Source organism: Ferrimicrobium sp. (assembly GCF_027364955.1).
Taxonomy (GTDB): domain Bacteria; phylum Actinomycetota; class Acidimicrobiia; order Acidimicrobiales; family Acidimicrobiaceae; genus Ferrimicrobium.
The window spans coordinates 156,347-182,700 of sequence record NZ_DAHXOI010000002.1; the positions used below are offsets into that span (position 1 = coordinate 156,347).

Sequence of the window (26,354 nt, forward strand, 5' to 3'; positions counted from 1 at the left end):
GTCTGCATGTCTTCCGCCCTCACCCTGCATATGGGATTGGGCGGAGCAGTCTCACAAACGAAGTGAACCGGGCGCGAGGGGCCTTCCAGACCGCGCCTACGATAATGCGACTGACCCCACAACTCCCGAAGGCGCGACGAGCCTTCGTTGTCAAGGTGAGCAGGCGAAGAAAGTCAGCCTCGATAGACGAAGGTTAGTGAGTTGATCAATGCTGCCTACCACAGACAGTGTGATGGGAATTGTTTGAGAACACCACCGGCTCAGACGTTCTCCAAGAAGGGACTTAGGCAAGTTCAGACTCCACGGCGTCAGCAAGAGCGTCCATTGATGTAAAGGTCCAGTCTGGTTTTACAGAGGCTGGCGGTTCTGGGGTGGCACCCCAACCTGGGTTGTCGTGGCGTCGGTTAATCCAGACGGTGTGCAGGCCTATTGCCTGAGCAGGTAGGTGATCGTGGAAGAGACTCTGCGCCACATGAAGGAGCTTTCCCTGCCCTACTCCCAGCCGGTCACTCTCAGCAAGAAGCGCTTCAAAGTTGCGTGGAGAGGGCTTGTAGGATCCAACATCCTGCGCGGTGAGAATCCCGGCGAACGTTACGCCCAAGCGTTCGTTAGAGCGCGCAAATGAAGCACGATCGACGTTGGAGAGTATGATCAACTTGTAGTGATGAGATAGCCTGATTAGGGCTTCCCTCGAATCACTGAAGGCGGGCCAATTGGGGACGGAGTTCGAGAATGTCTCCGCAACGGCATCTGTCACCGGTACGCCTAATTGTGCGCCGAGTGTGCGTATCGCGCGCGCAAGAATCGCAGGATATAGTTCGGCTGGATGTTCAGCCTCCGCTTGTGCCTCTTGCGTGCCGTAGGCAATCAAGAGCTCCTCGTTAGTCATCTGAAGACCGTTGGCGGCTGCCCAAGGTTCGAGAACTGCTGAGATCCCCGCCTCCCAGTCGATCAGAGTACCGTAGCAGTCGAAGCTCAGAGCCTCAAAGTCAGTCAGGTTCATAGTGTACGCTCCTTTATGAGATTCAGAAAGAACTGTTCGGACTCGTCGAAATGCATGTCCCAGAGTGACTTTGCCCTGCTTAGGTCCCGAGCTTTTAAAGCGAGGAGCATGGGCTCATGCTCACCGGCGAGATCTGCTACGCTGCCGTAGCTGGGTCGTAGCTGGGCGATGAGTAGGCGCATCTCGGAGCCGACATCATCAAAAGTACGTAGTAGGTGGGGTGAACCAGCGGCGACAAAAACTGCGCGGTGAAAACCAATATCATGGTCAGCAACGACATCCCACGCAGAGTCCGACTCCAGTGCCGCAAAGCGATCCATTGCCAAAGCAATCCCGTCAAGCCGGTGGTCACCCTCAATGACTAACTCAAGAGCTCGCGTCTCAATTGGCCGACGCAGTGTGTACAGATCAACCGCGTCTGAGGCCGTGAAACGGCGCACCTCCGCACTTCGACCGCGACCTCTCTCCAGAAGCCCATCAGCGACGAGCATCTGTACGGCCACTCGAACAGTCGGACGAGCGATACCAAATTCCTCAGACAGGTCGGTGTCGCGCAACTGTTCGCCTGCCAGATAATGGCCCGCCAGTAGACGACGACGCAACTCGTCTGCGACAGCGTCAGCAACGCTGACAGGGGTCACTTGCATGTCTACCAGTATAACAGTTAATCAGTCAAGTTTGCAATACGGCGAGTTGTTCCGTTCAACGTCCACTACCACACATCAATTCAGAACCCTGGAATCGGAGCAATGTCCAGCGGTGTTGCCCAGCTGGCTCGGCGACGATCCCACCGAAGACGTCGCAGTCACCGCCAAGGCAACTCATCTGGGTTGCCTAGTAGACAACTCGAGGTGTTTGTCGGACGGACAAGATTGAATCGCTCCTCGATTGGACCTCAGAACCAGCCAACTTCGGGACACGACAACCCGTGCGCGAGATGTGTCGTCGACTCACCATCGGAACTGGACTGGTGCTCGCGTTATCGACATCGCAGTTTCTGAGTGCTAGGCCATGAACACACGACAAACATGTACTTTAGAACCATCTCACAGTTGAGGCTTGGATCGACAGGGGCCTGATGGCCTAACAAACGTAGCAGTAACTAGTAGCGGCCGCTGCGGTTATAGCCTTCGGTTTCCGTGAGCAGATTGGGTTTCTGGAGTTCGGTCTCCTTAAGCGATGAAAATGCCACCAAGCCATGGAGTCGGATGATCGACACCCGAACAACGTCACACCAGGAGATGGCTAGATCGGCACCCTACGCGTCGAGGATCAGCTCGACTCGACGTTGGTGCCTGGTCCATATCTGGAGCATCCTCAGGTGGATTGGCACTAAAGGGGCCGATGCAAGTAGCTAAGATAATGTCTCGCAGACTGTGTCCGGGTGAACAGTAGTCGAACTCGACAGCCCAACTATCTTCCCGTGGTCAAAGACGAGTTGATGAGGTGCGGAGTCGTTGCGGCGCATGACCTCGCTAGGGAATTTCACGGGAGGCTGCGAGGACCCGCCATCAGAGGCGAACCCAACACTCGCCTCGTGAAGGCGTTGAGCACCCCCGACTAGGACATCCTCGGAGCACACCCAGTTTGGTAGCGGATAGTCCGGGACATCACCCGCCATATGCGCGATAATCGCACAGTGATGGGCTTGCCACGCGCATGAGATACGTTCGCGATGGGCCACGACACCTAGTCGACCCCGACTAAACGCTCAAATCCCAGTAACGGCACACTGTCGGGGTCCACGGGCCGGTCTGTCGCGGCCTAGTCTCGCTCCACAATGGCAGATGTTGTAGCACATTATGTAGAACGCGCTATTTGCGCTGTGCCTCGCGACGATGCCCCAGCTCCAGGTCGAGCAGGGTACGTTTTGCATCCAACCCACCGGCATATCCCGTGAGGGCGCCGTTTGCCCCGACGACCCGGTGACATGGGACGATGATGGCAATTGGATTATGTCCGTTCGCTAACCCGACAGCCCGAGCGGCACCGGGCTGACCGATCCGGCGCGCAATGTCACCATAGGAGCTGGTCTCACCATAGGGGATCTCCGACAGGGCTTTCCATACCTTTCGCTGGAAACTGGTTCCCCCTGGGCACAGGGCGACATCGAAGGCCGTCCGCTGTGCGGCAAAATAGGCTTCAAGCTGAGCAACTACATCTGCGAATGCCGCCGCGTCCTTGACCCACTGGTGGCGCTCAGAAGGCGGATGGGCCGTTTTTTCCATTACCAGGTTGGTAAGGCATGTACTCTGACCTGCCAGAGTGAGCAATCCGACCGGACTGTTGATGATTCGATAACGGGTTAAACGCATGGTTGACCCTCCGTTACCCAGTTGTTTATTGGGTGGTCTTGAGTCGCCCAAAGGTACTGCACCGCACAGGATCGCCAGGGTCGCCATCTTCGGCTGTGGGCGACCAGCGCCGCAGGGGTCACAGGCAGGCCAAGCTCCTTTGCGCCCTTCACCACGCCCATGTCGGTGTTGGGGAAAGCATCAGGGTCGCCAAGCACACGCATGGAGATCTGCTCGAGCGTCCATGGTCCGATACCGGCGAGTCTGGCCAGCTGATGGAGTGTGCGCTCCCGGTCAGTACCGGGGTCGAGCTCGATGGCACCGCTGGCCAACGCTGTTGCCAAAGCGAATACCGCTGTCTGGCGGCTCCTAGGCATGGCGAGAGCATCCGGGCCGATCTCCTGGAAGGCTTCGCTTGTGGGAAAGATTCGGTTCAGCCCGCCGGCGGGGTCATCAATCGGGGTGCCGTAACACTCTGCCAAACGCGCACCGTGAGTGCGCGCGGCGCTGGTCGAAACCTGTTGGCCGAGTATAACCCGTATCGCCATCTCGGCGCCGTCGACGCTGCGAGGGATGCGCCGACCGGGAGCTCGTAGCACTTGGGAAACAAGCACCGAGTCTCCAGATAGCGCGTCGGTGACCGCTCCAGGATCTGCATCCAGATCTAGAAGCCAGCGACATCTGGCGATGGCGACTGGAATGTCGCGCAGATTGTCGAGGGTCAGTCGGCAGACCACATGGTCCGAGAGTGGGGTAAGAGCGACGATGCCGTTGCCGTTGGGAAGCCGAAGCGTCCGGCGGTACGCACCATTACGGACCTCCTCGCAACCGGGTATAGCGGTAGCCGCCAGGTGGCCGAAGAGACTAGTCGGAACAAACGGTGCGCGAAAGGGGAGGCGGAAGACGAGAGTGCCCGGAGGCCCGCTTTCCCCCGCCACTTCCGAAGTGCCCTTACCGGCGGCACGAGCTCGTAGCTCGCTCGGGGTGTTGGCGAATATCGTGCGCACAGTGTCGTTGAACTGGCGAATGCTGGAGAACCCTGCTGCGAATGCGACCTCGCTAAAGGTCATGGCCGTGGTCTCGATGAGCAACCGTGCCGTCTGGGCTCGATTGGCCCGGGCGAGAGAGAGGGGACCAGCACCGAGCTCCGTCACGAGGTGGCGCTCCAACTGGCGGACGCTATAACCGAGATGCGATGCGAGACCAGCAACACCCACCCGATCTACAGTGCCATCGAGGATAAGCCTCGTTGCCCGTCCCACCAAGTCTTGACGGATGTCCCATTCGGGCGATCCGGGCGACGCGTCCGGCCGACACCGCTTGCAAGCCCGAAACCCTGCATGCTGTGCCGCAGCCGCCGTCGGGTAAAAGGTAACGTTGCGCGCCAAAGGTGAATGACCCGGGCAGCTTGGTCGACAGTAGATTCTAGTGGTCTCGACAGCGACCACGAACCAGCCGTCGAAGCGTCTATCTTTAGATTGCATCGCTCTGTAGCACCGGTCGAAATCCTCATGCATGATGACAGAGTAGTACCTGGTGAGGCGATAGGTTGGCGGGATTACGACATGGCAGTGACGGGAGATTAGCGTACATCGATCACCGGTCACAACATTCAGATATGACAGGATCAAGTCACGATAGTGATGACTACTTAGTAACGACGGTGGGTGATGTTCGTCTAACCAACTACGCCAGTGGCGTTCAAGACCTCCATCTTCGAGAGGAGTACATAGTCGGCCCACAGCGGTCTCAACCGCGCCCCAGCCGTCGACAGAAAAACCCTCATGACTTGTATCAATACTCCCACCTTGCCCGAATCGGGCCACGACAACACAAGCAAACTGGTGACGGCCGAGATCCGAACCATTGAACGTCTCGCCCATTCGGCAAGCATCGGAGCACCCCACCACGTTCTTGGACTTCACCGGCCGGAGTTAAGGCGACGGATGCGGACTCGGTGCGATTATGTCGTAATCCTTTTTGGAAGCTCTCTGCGGTCTCAGTGGTGAAAGCCACGGTATCTAACCTATGCTCCCATGCTCTCGAAGACATCAACGATCCCACTTTGAACTCCCAGGGACATGACGGTGAGTCGAGCGGCCTCGTCGATGCGGATCCGAGGCGGACCTGGCGGCGCATCCTGGTAATAGGTGTCGGGACCGTAGAACTGTCCGTAGCGGACGACAACTCCACCGGCGCCAAGTACCGTGCGCTCAAGGAACTCGACGGCTTCGGCATCGTCGCCAGGAAGCGACCAGGCGACGCTCTGGGCAATCATCCGGGCACCGCAAGTGGACGCCGCATCGACAAGGTTAGTCGTCCCCTCACGTCGCATCCGCCTGTTGGCCAACGCCTGCTTGCGAACCTCTGCGGGGTCGTTAGGCAGGTCAGTAAGCTGGTGAACCACGAGTTCAGGCGAAAAATCGGCCATGACTCGGAGCAATGTATCGCGCTCGAAGACGTCGCAGACGATCGGTTCGGCGCCAACGTCTCGCAACCAGTCCACCTTTCCCGGGGTGCGGGTCATCCCCGCGACAGTGTGACCCTCTCCGACGAGCAATGGTACGAGGTGCCGACCGATCACGCCGCTCGCACCTGCCAGAAAAATCCGCATTGCTCCATGTTACGTGCCGGGATATAGCTGACAATGCCTAGACGCCGCACCGGTCTGGCTTAACTCTGCTCGACAGCTACTCAGAACGGGAGGCACAACAACGCTAGCGACGCGCCCGGCCGACATAGAGCGCAGTGAGTAAGGCCCCTAGAAAGAATACTCCGCTAGCAATCATCATTCCGGTGCGCAGACCAGTGACGAAGGCTCCTCGGGATGCGATGAGGGTTCCGAAAATGGCGACGCCGATCACGCCGCCCACCTGGCGGGCAGCGTTTAGCGTTCCCGAGGCGATCCCTCCTCGCTCGGTCGGTGCCGCTTCCATGACTGCTGCGGTCGCAGCCGGCATCACCAGCGACATGCCGAGTCCTGCTGCCATGAGAGGGACCACAAGTAGCCAGTAGGAATTGTGGGCTCCGCTAATGACAAGGCTCGCCAGCCCTAAGCCACCCACGACGAGACCCACCAGCATGGGGAGCCGTGGCCCGGTGTGGGCCATCACCCGGCCAGAGACGCTCGAACCAAAGATCGCCATAGCAAGCTCTGGTGTCAGTGCCATCCCGGCGGCAAGCGGGGTGAACCCGCGGAATTCTTGGAGGTAGATGCTCATGACAAATAGCTCACCGTAAAAGCCGAGGTTGATCAGCAGTCCGACAGCTGTCGCCGACGAGAACGTGGGAGAGGACAGCAGACCCATCGGTAGCACGGGGCTGCTCACACGGCGCTCGATAAGGATAAATGCGCCTCCGGCCACGACGAACACGGCCAGACCGGTCACCACCACTGGGGACGCCCAGCCGGATGCACCAACCTTGATAAGGGCTGCCGTGAGACCCACGAGAGACACGACCCCTACTAGCTGCCCGGCGACGTCGGCACCGCGAGGTCTCCGTGGCAGAGACGGCAGGAACCGGGCTGCAAGTGCCAGACCTGCGACACCGATAGGCACGTTCATAAAGAATACCGAACGCCATCCGAACCCCGACACGAGTGCACCACCCACCACCGGGCCGGCACCGGCAGCGATGCCAGCCACCGCACCCCAGATTCCGAAGGCCCGACGTCGAGCTGCCTGGTCAGGGTAAGCGGCTTGTAACAGCGAGAGAGAGGCTGGCACCGCGAGAGCGGCGCCTAGGCCTTCGACGCACCGCGCTACGATGAGCACGTCGGTCGTGGGGGCAAGCCCACATGCGAGCGAAGAGAGCCCAAAGATGGCCATGCCGATTTGGAAGACACCCTTCGCTCCCCGGCGGTCTCCCAGTGCGCCAGCGGAAAGCAGCAGCGCGCCGAACACGAGGCTATAAGCGTCGACAGTCCATTGCAATGCACCCGTTGAGGCATGCAGGTTGCGTGAGATTCCCGGAAGCGCGACATTGACGACCATGGTGTCGAGGATCACCATGAAGTACCCTACGCAAATCGCTACCAACGGCCATGGCGAGGATCGTCTAGGCAGCCCACGCTTGTCATCGATCGGGTTCTCGTTGCTTGGTGTCTTCATCCAGCCGTTCTAATCGCGAAATGCTGCGCTCTGCCTCGAAGTGTGGGCGCACCAGTCTGGTCGGCGGGGTCGAAGACTCTGCGTTGGCTCGCGGCGTCGACATCGTCTGGCCACCCGTTTCGTGCATGGATCAGCGCAAACCGTGATGCTGATGGTCCTCTCCTTGAGGTGTCGCTGCCTCTTAGTAGGGTAGCGGGGAGGAACTGCCCCGTTACCTTTTAGGTAAGCCTCGATGGTCGAGGTTAGGTCACTGGGCCTGGCATGACTCAATTTCCCTGTCATTGATGATCCGGGGGGGTGTTGTCGCCTGCGCCCAGAGATGCTTGTAAAAGACTATAGGGACATGGCTTTGGAGTGATCCGGAGGTCTCGTCGTAGGAGTGGGTGTCTAAATCAGGTGTCTGAGGGTGGCCTTAACGAAGGAAAGGATACCAGCTCATGGAATCCCCGTACGACATCTATTAGAGCCAGAGGTGGAGTGATCGTCACCAGGGCCAATACATCGTTTCACACTCGCTCCTCCAGTATGAGTGGCCTTAGGTGATTGGTGGAATGTGGTAGCTTCGCGTCCGGGGATGACTGATCGGGATACCCTGTTGGACTACTTAAGTATCCTGCGAACGGGCACATCGTAGTGACGATAGCGAATTGATTAACTTAACATGCCGTCGCTGTTCCCCCGGAACCGAGCTAGCAGAAGACACTTTTTGAGTTAGGCGTACTTGGCAGGTTGGACAAGTGGGAATCTGTGGGAGGACACTACACGGTGCCTAGAAGACACTTTTCATGTGGAAGACGCCCCTGGAGTTCGAAAGACTTCGTAAAAAGAGCAACTCTTTTGGTGTCTTCTCTCTGAGGAACTAAGCACTCAGTATCTGGACTTTCCTTAGCGATGGCGGGCTTGGCGACAGGCTCCTTGCGTCTTGGACGGAGGGGGCAGTCGTACTTCATGTCAGAGCCTGATGTTACAATTGTTGCAATGCTTCGGGGAATCAGTTCATGACATCGATAGTTAGGGTGGTTCGGGCACTCGATTTTGACCGTGAACGTATCGAGTTTCTCCTTGGCGAGAAGGCACTTTGTCTAGAGCATGTCGAAGCGCCGTCGATTCTCGTTGATGGTATCTACCGTACATCTGCAAGTCGCTGGCTTCGACGCAAACACGCCTTACGTCCTGTTGAATCAGCGATCTCAACCTATGCTTACCGCCTGGCCGGATATATCGCTTACCTGCGTAACGAGCGTGGGCTCATTGGTACGAGTGAGTGGTCGTCCGATGGATTTGCGGTGACGTCAGACGACCTGAGGGCTTTGTATCGGTCCCGACAGTTCGAAGATGCCACACGGGTCAGTTCGGTGTCTTGGCGAGGGGTTGTGGTGTTGGGGCAGAGGAAACTTGGTTTAGAAAACGACCGCGCCGGGTGACATCTTCCCGAAGATCTTTTCCACGCCAGTTTTGGGCTCTTTTCGTGAGCCGCTTGGTCACCCGCATGGGTTCCTTTGTGGTGCCGTTTCTCACTCTCTACCTCACTCATGCCAGGCTCGTCCCACTCCCCTTGGTGGGAGTTGTACTTGTTGCCTTCGGTCTTGGGGCACTCTTAGCCCCCGTCGCCGGGGGCGTGCTCACCGATCGATTCGGGCGAAAGATCGTGCTTATCGCGAGTCTCTTTGGTGCGGGTCTGTTGCTCGTACCCGTCTACTTCGCTCACAACATCGCATGGCTGAGCATCGCAGTACTGTGCTATGGTTTTGTGCTTGGCCTCGGGCGACCCGCACAGACAGCCATGGTGGCCGATCTGATCGGTCCTGAGCAGCGTCGGCGTGCTTACGCCTTGTTGTTTTGGGCCACAAACTTGGGTTTTGCCGTCGCGATGGCGGCTGCGGGGATTCTTTCGACCCATGGGTTCAGTTATCTTTTTCTCGGGGATGGCTTGAGCTGCGTACTTGGTGGCGTGGTGGTGTTGGTCGGGACTCAGGAAACTCATGACAGACCCGTCCGCTCCGAGCGACCCTCTGGAGGCCTGACAACGGTTTTGCACGACGGCCAAGTGGTCATTCTGGTTGTGCTCGGCGTCGCCTATGCTTCGCTCTACCAACAGGTGTCCATCACCTTACCCCTTGCCATGGTCCACGCGGGGCTCTCCTCGGCCTCTTACGGCATTGACATTGCCCTCAACGGGATCTTGATTGTGGTGCTCCAACCTCTTGGGGCACGGTGGATACAGAAAATGCCAAGGATGCCGTTGCTCGCAGCCTCAACGGCTGTGGTCGGTGTCGGGATAGCCTCTTCGATTCTCGCCCACAGCACCGTGGGATACGCGTTTTCGATTGCCGTGTGGACGGTGGGAGAGGTGGGGACCGCCGGGATTTTGAGTTCGGTGATTGCCGACCTTGCACCACCGGCGCTCCGAGGTCGGTACGCCGGGATCCAAGGCTCCTCCTGGGGGATTGCACGGTTGGTTGCACCCGCAGTCGGCCTAGCAGCGTTCTACGCCTTCGGGCCGACCTGGCTCTTTGTCGGTTGCGGAGTTGATGGGGTTCTTGTTGCGCTCGGGTATCTCGCCATGACTGGTCCCCTGCGGCGACGGATGGAGCTCAAAGAGGTCGCCTAAGGGGCACGTTAGCCGACGCAAAGTAAGCCATCGTCGTTGGCTGGGTGGGATGGCGAGCCTATGAGATGACGGAGTCCCTACGGGCAATCTTTGTTGGAGACCTCGAAATCGACGAGATGAATGAGATGCTTGATCACTCATGCAACCAGATCCTCTCAGCTCGCGAATGCCAAGCTTCGTCCGGCTCTTGTAAGACCATCGAACTCATCGAGACGGGATCTTTGCCTCCATCAGACTTAGGGGTCAAATGGGAGAGTCGAGGGACAGAGAACGCATGCGTCCGCTCCATCGTCGCTCGCTCCTACGGGTGCCACTCCACCAAGGCTACCCTGGCACTAGTGAGCAAGCTTCTAGGATCGACTGGCTTGCAGTTGCCCTACGAGACGGTGATTTCATCCACATCCATGTCAGGAGAGCCAGAGTTTTTGCATCGCCTTCGATGGTTGGGTGTCTCAGAATATCGAAGGGGACCAAGCATCATTCATCCACGAACAACATCATAACTCAAGGCCGCTATCGCAAGCGGGGATACCCCTCAGCGGACGGGGTAGCTATACACAGTCGTTAGTATGAGCAACCATGGCCACACGCGCACTAGTGGTAATTGATGTTCAGAACGAGTACATATCAGGAAATCTCCCTATCTCGTATCCCAAGTTAAGCGTCAGCTTGGCCAACATTGGCATCGCGATGGACACCGCTGCGGAATTAGGTATGCCAATCGTGGTCGTCCAGCAGGTGGCCCCAGAGACCTCACCAATTTTTGCCAAAGGGAGCAACGGTTATGCGTTGCATGAGGTCGTAACGAGCCGCAGCTGCGACCATCACGTGGAAAAGACATTGCCGTCTGCTTTTGTCGGTACTGACCTTGCTATGTGGCTGGAGACTCATGCCATCGACACCATCGTCATCGTCGGCTATATGACACAAAACTGCGACGAATCTACTGCCCGTGACGCCTTGCACCACGGTTTGACGGTCGAGTTCCTCTCTGACGCAACTGGCACCTTGGCGATGGCCAATCAACAGGGTTCGCTGGGTGCAGAAGAACTCCACCGGGCTGTACTGCTTGTGCTGCAGTCGCGCTTTGCAGCAGTTAGCACGACCCGCGAATGGGTAGACGCAGTACGCAACGGTATGGACCTGGAAAGGTCGAATGTCGTGGCCAGTACCGAGATAGCTCGGTCTTAGATCGCGTAATGGCGACGGGTCACGCGTTTCTTTAGACCGATACGCGTACCCTTAGAACGTGAACACCAATCCACTGATAGTCGTTGCTAACATTTGCGATGGGCGTGACGTTCTCAACATCGCTTACGAACACGAGACACCTGGGCTGTGTCTGTTGACTCGGAGGTCGATCGACAATTTCTGCCAACAGCCAAAGCTCAGCACTGGTTACACCTAACAGGCGAGGCGAAGATCGCACCCAAGATCACGGTAGCACGCTATAGCTGCTCAACAAGCGGAACCCCCTCCTCTTCACTTGGATGAGCACACCACTGCTCGTATCCTCACTGAAGCGGATCCCCAACGTAGCTGATCGTTGATGAGCCAACATGGGCGCCGACCTTGATTAGGGCATTCATGGCGATGATGGTAACACTGTTGGCACTAACGACAGCGACCGTGGATGGGCCAAGAACTCGGGATCCTACTGAGGCAACTACACCGTAGTTCGCAGTAGCCCCTTTGAAGAGTATGATATCACCCTGCTCGGGGGTGGTTGCACTGGCTAGCTCCTGCCTCATTTGCGATGGTTGAGCAGACAGCGTGATCCCTTGGCGTGCCAGTATTGTCGGTATCACGTTGGGGCATGCGACGTTGACGAGCTGTTCGCAACTCCCGCCTGACCCAAGAACCGCCATCCATGCTGCTAGGCGTAGACGGGTATCCCCCACTGCTGAGGTTGAGAACGTTGGAATTTCGATATTCACTGGGATGGAGGACCCTGATCCAGTGTTCGACCCGGCGTAGAGTTTGGCGTGGGCGAGAACGCTCTTGACGTAGGTAAGCGGATTGTCAGAACTGTGCAAGAAGAGTGCGTCGTTAAAGACGTACTGGATGGGCTGTCCGTGGGCCATGATGACCTGAACACCATTCATCCCCGCGTTATAGGTCCACAGTGCCAGCTCAGGGTTGGTCAGGATTCCGTTCGAGCAGAGTAGACGTGCGGCGGCAAAGGTAGCATCTACAGCATCGTAGACAGATGGTGGGCGGAGCGCACCGACAAAGTTCGGCACTGGAGCTGTGTAGGAGGCGAACGTTGCTGGTTCAAACTGGAATGGTCCCGCTGCTCCCGCACCATTGGCACCACTGCGCACACCTGGACTGGTGCTGGTACCGAAGGTCGACTCCTGATTTGTTACCCCGGCCAAGAATGTCCATGGCAGTTTGCACACTCCATTCTCGGTAGCGGCCGCATAGAGAATTGGAAAGGTCACGACGCTGGGGTTGGTCTGCCTATTCGGAATGTGTGACAACGCATAAGCGCTCTCTGCTGGCTGCTGTGACGAAATGGTGATCGAGAGAGATCCAGTCGACGTAGAGGAGGAACCACCAGCGCTACAGCCTAGCTCTCCACCGAGCAGGGCCACATTGCAAGGGGTGCCATACAAGTAGGTAGCCACCGCAGCGACGAACATTGTTGATACCATCACCATGGCCGTGATGAAGCCAAGGCAAGCCAAGACGATGATCTTGGCGAGCTTGGCCCCTCCTACTTTCTTCGCAACTGTTGTTGCCACCGGCAGCGCCATACAAACCTCCTACCCGTGGGCAATATCCAACCGCGACAGGCTCTCGGCAAGCATGGCAAAACCCGGATCTGAGGCAACCTCACACCGAACACCGATTTGTGCCGCCGTGTTGAGGAGAGCACGCTGGCATATCAAGGTGCCATCCCTCGGTGCCGAAACCTCGAGGGCAAAGCCCATTACCAAGTCTTCGGCCCGGCTCCATATGCTTATCCCCGCAATGCCGCGATAGCCGATCAACTTGGTACGCTCGGTCCCTTCATGGGCAACGGGGATCAGCTGCATCCCCACTCGCCAGGTACCCCTCAATGTCTTGGCGTAACTACCCCGACTTCGCATCTTGAGTGAGAGCGGATGAGCATGGGGCCAAGGGACACCGAGCCAGTCCAGGTCGGCCTTTGAGTCAGTGGTGATTATCCGCCATCGTGCGTCATGACCAGACTCCGTGGTCACAAACACCTCAACCACACTGCTGGTCCTGCGGGCACGCACCACCTTTCGAACCAGATCTGTTGCGTCGTCGGTGACAACAATAACTTCGAAGTGGTGCTTCCCCGCAGGGACCACGGGACAGGGTTGTGCCCGACGCAGAAACATTACTCAGCCTCCGGACTAGTCGGGGGTTCTTGGACCGGTGGGGTCTGCCTCGGTTCGGGCTCCTGTACTGGTGGGGTCTCGTCCATGGCTGGGCGCTCATCTCCCTTCGAGGAGCGTGCCTTTGCTGCTGCTTGCTTTTGTTCGGCAATCGCCCGTTGGTCCTTGACCTGATGGATGCTCTCTCGCTTAGCGGTTCGCCATGATGAGCGCAGGTTGATCCCAGTTTGGACAGGGTGCTCAGGACTGACACCAGAGGCCCCAACAACCATGTTCGGTATCGCCTTCGCGGTACCCTTGTAGTGATCCACAAAGGCATGAGCTGCCCTTTCGCGTAAAGGCTTTGACTCCACCTTTTCGCTTCCCTTATCCTTTGCGGCACTGGCTGCTCCCTGAGCTCGGGCATTAGCGAGCGCTGCGGCTCCAACTACTGCATCGACCTCGTTGGGATCGGTTGCGATCGGGGGTTCACCCGTGGATACATCAGGTGTCACCTCCGACAGGGGTGGGTCTGTATTTGGTGGGTCTCCGTTTGGTGGGTCTGTATTGGGTGAGTCGGTAGCACTAGCCCTCGGTGGTGCCGGTGGTGCCGACACATCACTCAGCGCAGACGCTGAATCACTTCGCGTACCCGTATTTGATCCTGGACTCGTAGGTTGGGCTATTGGTACACTCTCGGGGGAGGTCGGGCTGACCGATGGCGACTTGCTCCCTATCATTGCCGCGTCCTGGAGGCTGGATCTTCCGGGCGAAGTTCGGGTGTTGGCACCGGGTGGGCTTGTTGAGACATCCCCCTGGCTACTACCACTCAGCTTTGAGGATGCCTTCTGTGCTAGCTGGTGTAGTTTGCCACCCGCTGCTGGTTTCGCGGCAGCCGTAGCGGTGCTGGCAAGCTGTTGATGACCAGAGCGGAAGGCGTCATGTATAGCGTTACCCGCTTGGAACGCCATTGACAGAATGAACTTGGGAAGAAACACCGCAGCTCCGAGAATGAGAAGCCCGCCGAGTGCGTCGGAGAAGTAAGTGATGGCATTGGTAGACGTGGTAGCGCTCGTCAACGAGATCGCTTGAGTAATCGTTTGGCCACCGATCGAACCAGTTAAGGTGCCGGTGATAGGTTGGACACCCAGGGCGCCGTTGGTCGCGCCCATCATAGCGATGCCGACGGCCAGGATTGAGGTGATGATGAAGGGCATGGCCAAGGCAGCGGTTACCCCCTCGACCGCTTCACGAAAGCCATCCTTGCGAAATAGCGTCAGGTACGGCGCAAAGTAGATGAGTAGGTAGACCACTGCGTGAGCGAGAATCAGCATCAGGATCAGAATTCCCGCGAGGATGAGTCCGACTACAAGAATGACGATCGACACGAAGATCGAGTCCTCGATTCCTCCAATAGCACTGGTGGTCGCAATCATTGCGAAGGTAGTCGAGAGACCATGTGCACTCGCACCCGCTACGTTCATAAGTGCCGAGTCCATCGCACCGATCAGGCTCTGGATCGGGTTGACGATAAGGCTGAGGGCGAACGACACCACTAGGGCACCGATGACTCGCTTGAGCATATCCTCCGTGCTGGCCTTGGAGTTCCCTCCGGTCAGGCCCTTGCCAACTAACCACACCAGAAACACCAGCATTGCGATGCCCGGGATGACAATCGCGTTGAAGCCAAGGAGATGCTCGAAGTTGCCACCAAATGGCAGGTTGTCATTAGCCGCAAAGCTCTGGACTAGCTTGAGTTCAGCCAGAAATGCTCCCGCGAGGGCAGCCCCAATTGCATTGAAGATGCCCATAATGACGCTGGTGATGAGTGAACCCACGGACTCGCGTCCTCCTTATCGTGCCTAATCTTGTCTTGCCTTATCTTGTCGTGCTAGGAGGAGTCGATGCACTACCCCACTGTGCTCCTCGACTCTGCTTAGAGACCCTTTAGCACACTGAAGAGCACGTTCAAGAGCACTGCCCCGATAACGATTCCAGCCCCAGCCTTCATCGCACGCGTACCCCACTGGGACATCCCTTGAGAGTTGTGCGTGGAGCCAAGACCATGTGCCACCAGTCCAAATAGAAACACCACCGGGCCCAAGATCAGCACGAAACTATTGAGAAACGTCTGAATTGAGGACATGATGGTGGTGATCTGTCCGGTCCCTGGTAGTGCTCCGATAATCGTTGCCATGATGGAGGTCATGTCACTTCCTTTCTTCCTAAGGAACTTATATAGGCCGGTTTTCGCGATAAATTCCGAGCGCTACCGTATGTATATGCACGGACTACTCCCATGGCGAAAAGATCTTCTCGGACGCGAGGATGTTTCGCTTAGCTCCCTGTCGTGTCCCAAGCGCAGCCGTCATGTTCTGGTCGGTGTTGGTGGTCTCTGAATCCGCGGTCGCGAGCACGCTTCGACAGAGATAGTGGTGGTTCCCTATCAGGCTGAGGAAGAGGCCTCGATAGTTGCCCGATGTCTCTTCTAAGTTGAGAATGCTCTTCTCAGCGTTCGTGAGTGTAAAGGTCTCACCGATCACCCCGATCTCGTTACCAGAGTTTGAGAAGATGAACGCTGATTGCACCGCATCGATAATCGTCTGTAGCTTGCCCGCTGTCGCAGTACCGGTGTTCGCAGCTCCTAGCACGTCTGAGAGCCCGTGCATGGTGAGCACGAGTGAGACACCGTAGGAGCGTGAGAGCTTCGTGGTTGTCTGTAAGAACGCGGCTAGGTTGTCAAGGATTGCCCAACCCTCGTCAACGATCAGGAATGATCGCTGCTCAAGGTGGGAAATCGCGTTGCGAAGCCAGAATGCCACGACATTTGACACTGGCTTAAAGAGAGCTGGCTCACGGAACACCTCAGACAGATTGATGATCATCCCTTTGGGGTTCACGGTGACGGAGGTCTCACCATCAAAGAGTCCTCCGAGCTGGCCTGATCCTAGATATCGTTGTAGTCCTGCTATCACGGGGATCAGGCGCTGAATCGCCTCGGCCTTGGTTGGTGTACCCATCGCATAGACCAGCTCCGGTGGCACCGCGCGAAGCACATCGATCGCGTCGGCTAACGTCGCACCTTGGCCCAATAACTCCGCTGTCTTGTCGATCGCTGCTGCTTCGTCAGGACTTAGGTTACGGTCCATGACCGAGGCTGCCAAGATCGATAGCATGGTCGCCTTCGCACTTGGAGTGTCAAGATCCAATGGGTTAATCCGGGTCTGGCCCGGTGCGAGCATGAGGTAGGGCAAGTCCAGCTCGCGTGCGGTATCGGCGTATTCACCCTTCGGGTCAAGCGCGAAGAATCCATACCCATGCACACCTGCGCCCCGGAGTGCCAGCAGTTTCGAGAAGGTCGACTTACCGGTTCCAACCTGACCAAGAACGATCGCAATCGGCGAGGTGATGATCTGGCGTGCATAGAGTTCAAAGGGATCCCACGAGAATGGAGCACCAGAGAGATCATCGCGTCCAAGAAGAATGCCAGGCACCTGCAGTGGCGAGGCGATTTGGGCCTGGTACAGTGACTGAGCCTGTCGGGTCGAGATGGTGTGGGTTTCAAAATATGGAGGGATGATCGCCAGTGGCAGTGAGGTAGCCCAACCCTCGTCATGTCGCCAGTCCGCTCGTCTAAGGCTCAGATAGGACATGCCCGCCTGTCGGTACAACCAGGTCTCGGCCTCATCGATGATCGCTGAACTATCAGCGGTGATGGTGATGGTTCCAATCCCTCTGAGGATTGCCTCGCCGGTCGTGAGGTCGGCCTCGGTCTGGCGGGCAGCCTCCATCTCCGCATACTCGCGCGACATGATGCGTTGAGTACCGCGCCCAGATGCCCGGTTCAACGTCTCCATCTCGACCTTGTTGGCTTCGCGTTCGGCCTGGCGAAGCGCCATCGTTGGGTCACCCACCGTCCATGTGTAGGAGATCGCGTACCTAGCCACGTTTGCTGGGATGCTCCCCAATAGGTTGAGCTGCCAGGTCTCAGGGACATACATCTGGGGGAAGTTGTTGATCACATAGGTGCGCGAGACGTGATAGGGCAAAACCATATCAGTCGTAGACGATGCCAAGTTGTACTGCACCGGCACAAGAGAGTTCAGATCGGGCGCGTAGTAACCGAGCAACAGGCGCAAAAATGCGGTATCGGGGTTCTGTGCTCCACTGATAACCTCGATCAGCTCATCCGAGTCGAGCAATCGGGCCGCGGACACCACGCCCTTGATGGTCCGATCGATCTGGTCAATCATCGACTTGAGCGCTTCGGTCTCGCCCGAAGCAATCTTTGACAACTCAGTGACGAGGTAGCTTCGCCGGTCATAGACCTGATCGCCAACACGCTCGGCTACCTCTCGATACCTTGTGACCAACCCCTGATCGAGATCTGGGTTCTCCTCAATGAGGCGCCGGAGGATCTCCTTGGGACCGACAGCAGCGGTGACCACGACGTCGGTCAAGAACTGCATCCGCCTCACCGACTGTCCCGCCAGGCTGGCCAATAGGCGCCCCCACTGGGCGAGCACATTGTGTTGTTCCGCATCTGAGAGGAGCAGTAGGTGGCTGCTGGATGGGATTAGCCACACACCCAGCCATGCAGACCTCGTTCCTTTCTTGTCGTCATACCACAAGACACCCTCGGTCTGGTTGAGACGGCTGATAGACACTGTTCCAAAAATACCCAGATCCATCTCAACGACTTGGTTTGCGATTCGGGTCTTGGTCGATGAGGTGCGGGTCCATGAGAACAATGATGTGAACCAAGAAGCTCGCTTGTGAATCAGAATCGTAATCCACTCAGTAACAATATGGTGGCGAATCGGGACACTGTTGCCAATGATCAGAGTGCCACCGATCACCAGCTCAAGGGCGAGATTGTGCACCACAGGGATGAGTAAGACGACGATGATCGCGGTCAATACGGAGTGGTTTCGGATGAACGGGATCCATGTTGGGGATCTGCGTCTTGGAAATTTTGTGGCCATACCTATATACATAGGCACAAAAGTGGCCTATTTAGTTGGGTAGCGAGGTGATTTTGTGGCTGACATGCCAATATTTCGAGTAGATGACTTGGGGTCACTGGTAGAGGAGCTATACCGCTTCTACCAAAACCTGGGTTATCCCGTCGCTTTTGCCTACATACGGGCCAACGGTTTGTGTGCCTGTGGTGACAGCGGCTGTGCTTTGGACCCCCACCTACTAGCGGGTGACACGCTCAAAGAGATAGGACGTTCCGGTTCGACAAACCAAGCCTCGCAATTGTCTGTCAGTCCACGACTGGTCATCCAAACCAACTTCACGGTGGCGACCGAAGGTAGCAGCGTGCTTGGACACATCAAGGACACGGTTAGCGTCCCAATTCTTCGACACGGCAACATCTGCTACCTCTTTGTCCGCGACGCTAGCGCATTCCCCAACCTTTGGCCAGTCCTTGGCCAACCGAGCATCTCTTGGGTATCGTTGCCCCCCTATCGCAGCGACTCCCCTGCTGGAGGATACGACCTGCCCGCATGGTTGGCCCCACTTTCAATTGCTCATGATCAGCTCCCTCTCCTCAATGACCTCCTCCCCCAAAGTGTGTTCTCCCGCATTACCCAAATCCAGCGAGTAGGCATCGAGGTGCAACAGCGCACCGGTGAAGGAGTGATCCCCCTCGATCAGATTGTGACCTACGCCGCAGAGGAGTTACAGAGGAGTGGACAGACTCAAGAGACACTGGCCCTTTTGGGAGCGGCATGCGTTGGTGAACTACTCAGCGTTGGCCAAGCTCATCGACTACTCGGCCACGACACCGATGAGCTGCGCGTGGCAATTCTTGACACACTCTTCGCCGAGGGCGATATCGCCACGGACGAGCTGATCGAGATCCTCTATGACTCCGCAGTTGCGATGATTATTGAGAGCGAGGGCATCGACAGCGAGGGCCTCGAGGATGAGGATGCGGACGCAGCCGAAAACGACGCCGAGGCTCAGGAGCTAGAGGGCTCAGTCCACCCTGGACCGATGGCCGGCATTGGCGAGCTCAAGGGCAACGACGATTCTGCATCTGTAGCTATCTACGCCGAGAACTACCTCGACGAGCTCATTGAGTCCGATCAATGGGACGCGGACCCAGACGATATGTCAGTCACAGCCTTAGACTCAGACGCTCTCGATTGGGAGCAGATACTCGATGGAGTCGACCCCGCTACCTTAACCCCGCTGACACTGGTCGCGATTGTCCTAGATGAGTTGGGGATCTCGCGAGATCCTCTAACGAGTCTTGCTCTCCTTGACATGGCGTTAACAGCCATCTCGGAACCTCCCATGCACCCAGACGAGTTGTTTGGCTATCTATGGCCCACACGTCAAGCACTCCTTGGGGAGCTTGAGTTCCATAGCGTAGTTGTACAGCTATTGGCCGGAATTCTGCTTCGCTTCGAGATGATGTGCGAGGCAGGGACGCTAGTGGCGGATGAGACCTTTCTCGACCAGCTCTTGCACCTCAACACGCCCTCCCTCGTCTCGGATCTCTTTGGTGCTCCAAACATTGTCTTCTGGCTAGAAAAGCACGTTCTCCAAGCTCCTCTCGTCCAGCTCGATACTCGAATCCACAAGATCGCCTATGTCCTCGACACGGTGGGCGCACAAATCATCCCCGACGTATCGACTCGGTACTACCTGGATCTCATCAGGGAGAGAATCGATGACTGAAGACCTCTGGCTCGATATCTCCAAAGTCGCTCACGCCTTGGCAACACGACACGATACCGCCTCATACTATCGCCCACAGTACATCACATTGTTACTCGATTCCCTTCTAGAACCCGAATTCACGAGGCTCGGGCGGGTCATTGCGGATGATCTGTTTGCCGCGATTGAGGCACAATGTGGGACCTCGATCTGTGCCTCGGATCGAGACATGTTCTGGAGTGCATTTGGGGTTGAGCGCTGTGCCCCCGGCGTTGAGGTACTGCAGCGTTCTCGTGCGGCGCGGGGCCTCGACGCATTCCTTGCTGGTTCATCATTGCCACCCAGTCTTATTGACCGGGTTCGGACGCTACAACAAGCCCAGAATCCCTTCGCAGTCAGAGTACTGCAGATGCACCCTCCTCAGATAACTGCGCGGCTATACCGTAACCCATTGGATGCCTACCGCTCCCTGTACGCCCTCTGTGAGTGGAGACTTGCCAAGGAGTCCAAAGAGGTAGAGATATTACAGAACTGGATAGGGAACGTGATCTACCATCAGGTTTGGTATCGCGTGGTGATCAACCAGATTGACCCGGGTGCAGTAGAGGACATCTCTCAGGATGTCACATTGCGCACCCTTGAACAGCTCGCGATCTATCAACCCCAACGCAGAACTTCGCTCTCGAATTGGACCTTCAACATGGTGAATCAATCGATCTCCATGGCGGGAAGATCCCTGCGACGCGAACGTAATACGGTCGCCTTCTTCACCACGAATCCCGATCGTCTTGGCCCACCAGGCATGAGCTCTGATGAGGCTGCCGAGGTCGAGGCGGCCGAGCTGGTTGAGTACGCGATGACACGACTGCGCGCATCTGGCTCAACTCTAAACATCGGTGAGCGAATACGTACGTTTGTTGCAGCGATCCCTCATCTGCTCGGAGGAGAGCCACCACAGAACCTAGAGGAACTCGAGGCCCAGCTACGCCTCTTGTTGCCCAACATTGACTCAGAACACCTATATCGGATTGCGGTCCATAGTGGCTTCATCCCCAACACTACCAAAGGATCCTCATGACCTACTATCTGCGGCTCTATCGAAATGCGATCATCGCGGCGACAATCACCATTCTTGTAATGATTGCAGTTCCCAGCGTCACCACCACGGTGGTGAATGATCTACCACCAGCTGTGGCCTCGGTGCTCTTGGGCCACCATGGATATAGCGTCATCGGCCTCGAGTGCCTAGCTCTCGCCATCGGCGCGCTTATTGTGTGGATGCTGGTTCGAGATCAAGTAGACACGCTCATTGAGTCCGATATGGATGAGACTGCAGTTAGCGTCTACCGCGATATCCGAGACAGAGGGATCGCTCCGGCAATCGCCCAGCAGGTTGTGGACGCGAACGCCAACATGGACCAAGATGCACGAGCCCACGACTGGCAACAGGCGAATCAACCCAGCTTCGCTGCTGAATTAGGGTATCGGCTCGGCGTTGACGGTGAGACGCGCAAGATGATGCGCGAGTTTTTTCACAACAGTGGAGCGGAGGCCGACATGCGTCGCACCTTCTCAACATCCCTGGAGGTAACGCTCGAGAACGGCAACATCCACAAGTCACACACCACCGATGCGACCATTGAGCCAGCATCACGCTTTCGTCCAGTTAACCCCGAACGAGACCCGCACTGGACGGGTGACGTCGCACCTGAGCTCGTTAAGGCCAAGATCTTTACTGATTGGAACGAGGCGTCGGTGCCCAACAATGAGGTCATCGCGCCAGAGCCAACATCTGGGACACCCGGCGTCGCAACTGACGACGAACTAGGTGATGACACCCCAGACAACGAGTCATCTGATGACGAGGAAGAGGACGCCGAGCCCACAGAGTGCACCGAACCCGAGGTAGCAGCGGAACCCACAGAGGGCACCGAGCCCGAGGTCCTGTTCGATGACGAGACTGACTTGCGAGCTCTTGAGCTGGAACCAGATGCACCAGGAGATGAGGAAGATATCACACTCGTAAACGATGGCCCTTGTTTGGTCGAGAGTGATGACGAGGTGGACCAGGATATCCGAGAGGTGGGTACGCCTGGGTCCCAAGAGGTTCTATTTTCTCAGACCATTGAGGCTGTTGCACTCGAGCCCACAATCGTGGACCTTGAGCCCAGTGATGGTGACGAGCTAGGTGATGTTGAGACTGGTGATGTTGAGACTGGTGACGATACTACGGGTCTAGATGTGGCCACCCAGGTCGATCGGGAGACAGAGGCACTCTATGCCTCGGTTGAGAATGACCCCGTCATCGCAGGACTTGTCGAGTCGATGAAGCTCACCCGCCGCTTGAGCGCTACGGACCAGATCCGATACGTCTATGCCTACTACGCGAGCGATCAAGCCTTGCTAGTCACTGAGCTCCGAGAACCGCTAGCGGTCCATGTTGATCGGTTCTCGCCCACGATGGTGCCACTGGCGGTTCAAGCAGGCGTGAGGCGCTGTCGGACTGTCTCGTGGATTGTTGATATCACGAGTAGCGCAAGTCGCGAGGCCGATCTGTCGGCGATTGTTTGGGTGCCGGTTGGGATTACTCGGCTTGGGGATGCTGGTAACCATACTGCCTGGAAGCTAGTGCCAGTGGCTTCGGGATCCACACGTTCCTTTCACGTCGGGCGTGACCATGCTGCATTGGCTGCGGTTCGCCTGGAGCGGGTGTTGGGTACCGTCTACAACGACTGTGAGGTCGGCCAGGATGGGGCCTCAATGTTCTATACCATCCCCAGTCTTGGCGTGACTATCGAACTGAACGTGGACTCAGAACTCGAACCAACAGATGAGGACGTCATCCACACAGATGCCGATTATGTGCAGGGTCCTGTGCTGCCGGTGATCTACGATGTCCCACTGCTGGCTGACATGGCACGCACTTGGATTGGGGAACGGCTCGGGGGATCCACTCTCGAAGTCAGCGACTGGTTGGCGCTCGTGAACATGATTACCACGCTCATCATGCGTATCGAACCAGTGCCATCGCGAGACTTACTTGGACAGTGGGCTGGACCCGATAGTGAGCGTGGAAAGGATCTCATCGCCAAGCTCGAGCGCATCTTTGGCGATGCTTTGAGCGGCGACGCTAGCGGGTGGATGTTATCAAACGTTCGCTGTGATGTGCTCTGGCTCCAAGAACTTCTCTCCCCAACAGAGACTCGCCCCGACATCGCCGATCTGCTCACACACTTTGTCATCAATACGTTCCGTCCTGGCTATTCTCAATCTCTACTGAGCCTGGGTGCCCTGGATCCGCGGATGCGAAGCACCGATGGCATCCGGCTTGAGCAGATCATCAAGGACGTCCTGGATGTGACGCTCGATCTGTTGAGTCCAGGTGCTGAGGGAGTCCTACGAGAACATCTCAACGCGATCGCAGCAATGCTTGGGAAGGAGCAGGTGTGAGCGCAACCAATCACGAAAGTGGCGTGCCAGCAGTCGTAGTCCTTGGCGGACTTGGCTTATCTCTCGTCGCGGGACTGTGGGTCGCCATGAAAGCCGTGAGCGCAATCTGGGGACCGGTGGATATGACATTTGCCAAGTTCTTGGCGACTCTGTGGCTGGTGCACTCTAGCGTGGTCTATCGAACACACCAGCTGCTCCCCAATCCCCTGCTCTGGCGGGTGAGCGCCACAGCGATAGCTCTTCTCGTCTTTGGTGCGGGGATGGTGAGCCTGCTCGTGGGTATTCACCTCTTCCAATCAGTTGGATCGGGTTCCAAACTCTTTGGCTCTCGGTCCGCCCTTGACAAGAGATCCGATGATCCGGCGAGGTGGTTGCCCTTTGACTCGCGCAAGTACAAGCCCTTCAGCCCAGCCGAGGTCGTCCAACAAGACCAGGTCCACCCCAGTGGAACGACAATACCCGTTGGCGAGCGATGCTTAGACAGCTACGGTTTCATGCTCGGTTACGCACGCGATAACCCCGAGGACCCGATCGCAATCTCCTCCGAACTCTCGATGCTCCTCGCAGGAGAGGCACGATCAGGCAAGACCATGGGGTTTGTGATCCCTTGGGTGTCACAATGGCTGGGTCCTATCATCACGACCAGTACCCGTGTAGAGGTGATCCGGGCAACCCTGCTCGCGCGCCGGCGTGTCTCGGATCACATCTATGTGCTCACCCTGCCAGGGGTGCAGATCCCGGAGGGAGTACAGCCGATCAGCTATGACATCTGCTGGTTCTACAATGAGGAACTCGACTCCCTCGTAGAGTCAGCTGAACGAAGGGCCGCTATCTTTGCCGCAGTCGCTGGCGACTCGAACCAACCGGTCTGGGAGAATGCAACGAAACAGATCTTCGCGTGTCTCTTGTTGATCGGCTTCGCCTGGCGATACGCCCAGGTGGAATTTCTTGGCAAGGACATCGCATCGGCAAAACCGAGCCTTGGAAGCGACGACCCAAAGACCCACCACATCGACATGCTGAAGAAATTCGCGAATCTCGAGTGGACCCGGACAAAGGAGAAGGTCGATACGGTGACGGAGTTCCTCAAAGCCAACATCCCAAACGGGAGAGGAGTACATGCTGGATCATACGTTGCAAGCGTCGCTCAGACCTTCCAGGGCAACGCTGGCAATACCGAGTTTGCCCAGACAATCACCGGCATGATCGCCGTTGCCTTAGGAAAGCTCAACGACCCCCAGGTGGCCGCCGTCTTTTCTACCCGCTGGGATCAGCCGGTGTTTGACCCTGAGACATTCTTGGCTGAATCTGGAACGCTGTATCTCATATCGCGCAGTGAGGATTCCACCGATCTCGCCAAGTTCTTCAGCCTTGTGGTGAACGAAGTCGCAGCCGCAGCACGAAGACGAGCGAGTCGCATGAGTCGATGCGATCCAGGGCTTGCCCTCATACTCGATGAGATCGCCAACATCGCTCCCCTCCCCAATCTCAGCACCTACATGTCCGAGGGTGGAGGTAACGGCATCACTACTGTTGCGGTGGTGCAAAACCTGCGCCAATTGATCACGCTCTATGGTGAGGGTAAGGGTAAAGAGATCATCTCGAGTGCCAACGTCATCGCGACCTTTGGCGGTTCCAAAGCTAGGGAAGACCTAGAGATGTTCTCCGAACTCGCGGGACGCAGCACAGTCCAGGTGTCGAGCTATGACAAGAGCGGCAACATCACTGGGCGTAGTGACTCCACAGAGGCCGCTATCGACCCAAACCGAATTGCCAACATGCCCCGGGGTTGGATTTACCTGAAGCTGCCAAACTCAGACCCGATACTTGTCAAGACATTCCACTGGGCAGGTGAGCCTGCACGCGTTTGGAGCGCACACCCTTTCAAGGCACTCAAGTGGTCCCGAGAATGGGGACAATCACTGGGTGATGAAGGGTCCAGCTTCCCTTTCCACGGTACCAACCGGTCCCTCAGTTGGCGTGCAATTCATGACCTCACCCTCGAATCCAATGGACTCAGCCTCCATCCTCTCCAAGTGGAGATCAGCGCAAATCTCGGACTGGGCGACAAAGGAGGGCCCAAAACATCACAAGAAGACAGCGAAGAATCGGAGCCGCGAACGAGAAGGCACCGGGGAGAGGCAGTCCAAGACCTCCGTCCTAGCGACAGCAAGCCTACATCTGCGCCTGGACCTACACCACCGGCGGATATGGATATGCGACCCGCCCGACGTCTGGAAAACACGCCTACATCCCAAGTGAATACCCCACACAACCGTGGTGACAAGTTGGCACGGCTACGACAGCAGATGATCGACAACGCCGGCAAACGCTGGACCGCCAACGACGAGGATATGGACATCCTATTTAGAGAGGTACCCGATGACACTGACGCCTGAGGACAACCAATTCACAGCGATCGAGGCACCGCTGACCTTCCTAGCACTACGAGGATCTCTTGTATCGCAGCGACGGGTAGCTGAACAACTTGGGATGACCGACTTACTCGGCGAGATTGACCCGCTCTTAGCCGAGACCGAGGCTGCTACTCGTACCCTCTTGCTAAAGACACCGATGCCAGATGATGAGTATTTGGATCCGATCTTCGACGAGGAGTTCCTCGCCCTGTGCCAGCTGATGGGGGTCAACGTTCTCGCTTGGGTGAATCAGCCTCAGATTCTTGCGCGACTGCGCGACCCTGACGCCATCCTATCGAGGTGGGTCGCGACCGCCGCGTGGAACGCGGATGGTGTTGATGCCGCGGCTGAATCCACGATCTCATATTCAGAGAGTATCGCAGAGGTTAAGGGGGCTATTCATGCACTCTTCCGGATCCTTCTTGATAGCGGTCTTATATAGGTTTCGTATGTCCTCTGTTTA

General features: G+C 57.0%; 19 protein-coding genes. 8 read left to right on the forward strand and 11 right to left on the reverse strand.

The annotated features are described in order from the left end of the window. Positions 1–283: 283 nt before the first annotated feature. The 6 genes from M7Q83_RS02485 to M7Q83_RS02510 form a co-directional block, all read right to left on the reverse strand. Positions 284–1,003, reverse strand: coding sequence for a haloacid dehalogenase type II (locus M7Q83_RS02485; RefSeq protein WP_298335021.1), 720 nt, complete (start codon positions 1,001–1,003; stop codon positions 284–286). Continuing rightward, a complete protein-coding gene (locus M7Q83_RS02490) occupies positions 1,000–1,644 on the reverse strand; it encodes a GntR family transcriptional regulator (protein ID WP_298335024.1) in 645 nt (214 codons plus the stop codon). Before M7Q83_RS02490 ends, M7Q83_RS02485 begins: the two co-directional genes overlap by 4 nt. Before the next feature lie 1,173 nt (positions 1,645–2,817). Beyond that, complete coding sequence (locus M7Q83_RS02495; RefSeq protein WP_298335026.1) at positions 2,818–3,318, reverse strand: methylated-DNA--[protein]-cysteine S-methyltransferase; 501 nt, start codon at positions 3,316–3,318, stop codon at positions 2,818–2,820. Further along, on the reverse strand, positions 3,309–4,814 hold the full coding sequence (locus tag M7Q83_RS02500) for an AlkA N-terminal domain-containing protein (protein WP_366526358.1): 1,506 nt from the start codon (positions 4,812–4,814) through the stop codon (positions 3,309–3,311). Before M7Q83_RS02500 ends, M7Q83_RS02495 begins: the two co-directional genes overlap by 10 nt. 509 nt (positions 4,815–5,323) lie before the next feature. Then, entirely contained in the window at positions 5,324–5,911 is a 588-nt protein-coding gene (locus M7Q83_RS02505; RefSeq protein WP_298335030.1) for an NAD(P)-dependent oxidoreductase, read from the reverse strand. Between the two features lie 103 nt (positions 5,912–6,014). Continuing rightward, entirely contained in the window at positions 6,015–7,409 is a 1,395-nt protein-coding gene (locus M7Q83_RS02510) for an MFS transporter (protein ID WP_298335032.1), read from the reverse strand. Positions 7,410–8,407: 998 nt separating this feature from the next. Between M7Q83_RS02510 and M7Q83_RS02515 the strand changes: the two genes are divergently transcribed. From M7Q83_RS02515 to M7Q83_RS02525, 3 genes are all read left to right on the forward strand, one after another. Beyond that, positions 8,408–8,833 carry a hypothetical protein gene (locus tag M7Q83_RS02515; RefSeq protein WP_298335034.1) on the forward strand — a complete coding sequence of 142 codons (426 nt, stop codon included), beginning with the start codon at positions 8,408–8,410 and terminating at the stop codon, positions 8,831–8,833. Positions 8,834–8,877: 44 nt separating this feature from the next. Beyond that, on the forward strand, positions 8,878–10,020 hold the full coding sequence (locus M7Q83_RS02520; protein ID WP_298335036.1) for an MFS transporter: 1,143 nt from the start codon (positions 8,878–8,880) through the stop codon (positions 10,018–10,020). A gap of 579 nt (positions 10,021–10,599) precedes the next feature. Continuing rightward, positions 10,600–11,211: a cysteine hydrolase family protein gene (locus M7Q83_RS02525; protein WP_298335038.1), complete on the forward strand. Its 612-nt coding sequence runs from the start codon at positions 10,600–10,602 to the stop codon at positions 11,209–11,211. A 323-nt stretch (positions 11,212–11,534) separates the two neighbouring features. On the opposite strand, the gene M7Q83_RS02530 is transcribed toward M7Q83_RS02525, so the two are convergent. The 5 genes from M7Q83_RS02530 to M7Q83_RS02550 form a co-directional block, all read right to left on the reverse strand. Beyond that, positions 11,535–12,779, reverse strand: a complete 1,245-nt coding sequence (locus M7Q83_RS02530) for a hypothetical protein (protein WP_298335040.1) — start codon at positions 12,777–12,779, stop codon at positions 11,535–11,537. A gap of 9 nt (positions 12,780–12,788) precedes the next feature. Beyond that, complete coding sequence (locus tag M7Q83_RS02535) at positions 12,789–13,373, reverse strand: hypothetical protein (RefSeq protein WP_298335042.1); 585 nt, start codon at positions 13,371–13,373, stop codon at positions 12,789–12,791. Further along, positions 13,373–15,187 carry a hypothetical protein gene (locus tag M7Q83_RS02540; RefSeq protein ID WP_298335044.1) on the reverse strand — a complete coding sequence of 605 codons (1,815 nt, stop codon included), beginning with the start codon at positions 15,185–15,187 and terminating at the stop codon, positions 13,373–13,375. The genes M7Q83_RS02535 and M7Q83_RS02540 overlap by 1 nt, the downstream gene beginning before the upstream one ends. A 98-nt stretch (positions 15,188–15,285) precedes the next feature. After that, entirely contained in the window at positions 15,286–15,558 is a 273-nt protein-coding gene (locus M7Q83_RS02545; RefSeq protein WP_298335046.1) for a hypothetical protein, read from the reverse strand. Positions 15,559–15,640: 82 nt separating this feature from the next. Next, positions 15,641–18,268, reverse strand: a complete 2,628-nt coding sequence (locus M7Q83_RS02550; RefSeq protein WP_298335048.1) for an SCO6880 family protein — start codon at positions 18,266–18,268, stop codon at positions 15,641–15,643. A gap of 130 nt (positions 18,269–18,398) precedes the next feature. On the opposite strand from M7Q83_RS02550, the gene M7Q83_RS02555 reads away from it, so the two are divergent. The 5 genes from M7Q83_RS02555 to M7Q83_RS02575 are packed head-to-tail and all read left to right on the forward strand — an operon-like array spanning position 18,399 to position 26,333. After that, a complete protein-coding gene (locus tag M7Q83_RS02555) occupies positions 18,399–20,045 on the forward strand; it encodes a hypothetical protein (RefSeq protein WP_298335050.1) in 1,647 nt (548 codons plus the stop codon). Then, positions 20,038–21,102 carry a hypothetical protein gene (locus M7Q83_RS02560; RefSeq protein ID WP_298335052.1) on the forward strand — a complete coding sequence of 355 codons (1,065 nt, stop codon included), beginning with the start codon at positions 20,038–20,040 and terminating at the stop codon, positions 21,100–21,102. Before M7Q83_RS02555 ends, M7Q83_RS02560 begins: the two co-directional genes overlap by 8 nt. Beyond that, on the forward strand, positions 21,099–23,474 hold the full coding sequence (locus M7Q83_RS02565) for a hypothetical protein (RefSeq protein WP_298335054.1): 2,376 nt from the start codon (positions 21,099–21,101) through the stop codon (positions 23,472–23,474). Before M7Q83_RS02560 ends, M7Q83_RS02565 begins: the two co-directional genes overlap by 4 nt. After that, positions 23,471–25,873, forward strand: coding sequence for a type IV secretory system conjugative DNA transfer family protein (locus M7Q83_RS02570; protein ID WP_298335056.1), 2,403 nt, complete (start codon positions 23,471–23,473; stop codon positions 25,871–25,873). The genes M7Q83_RS02565 and M7Q83_RS02570 overlap by 4 nt, the downstream gene beginning before the upstream one ends. Continuing rightward, complete coding sequence (locus M7Q83_RS02575; protein ID WP_298335058.1) at positions 25,857–26,333, forward strand: hypothetical protein; 477 nt, start codon at positions 25,857–25,859, stop codon at positions 26,331–26,333. The genes M7Q83_RS02570 and M7Q83_RS02575 overlap by 17 nt, the downstream gene beginning before the upstream one ends. Positions 26,334–26,354 lie beyond the last annotated feature (21 nt).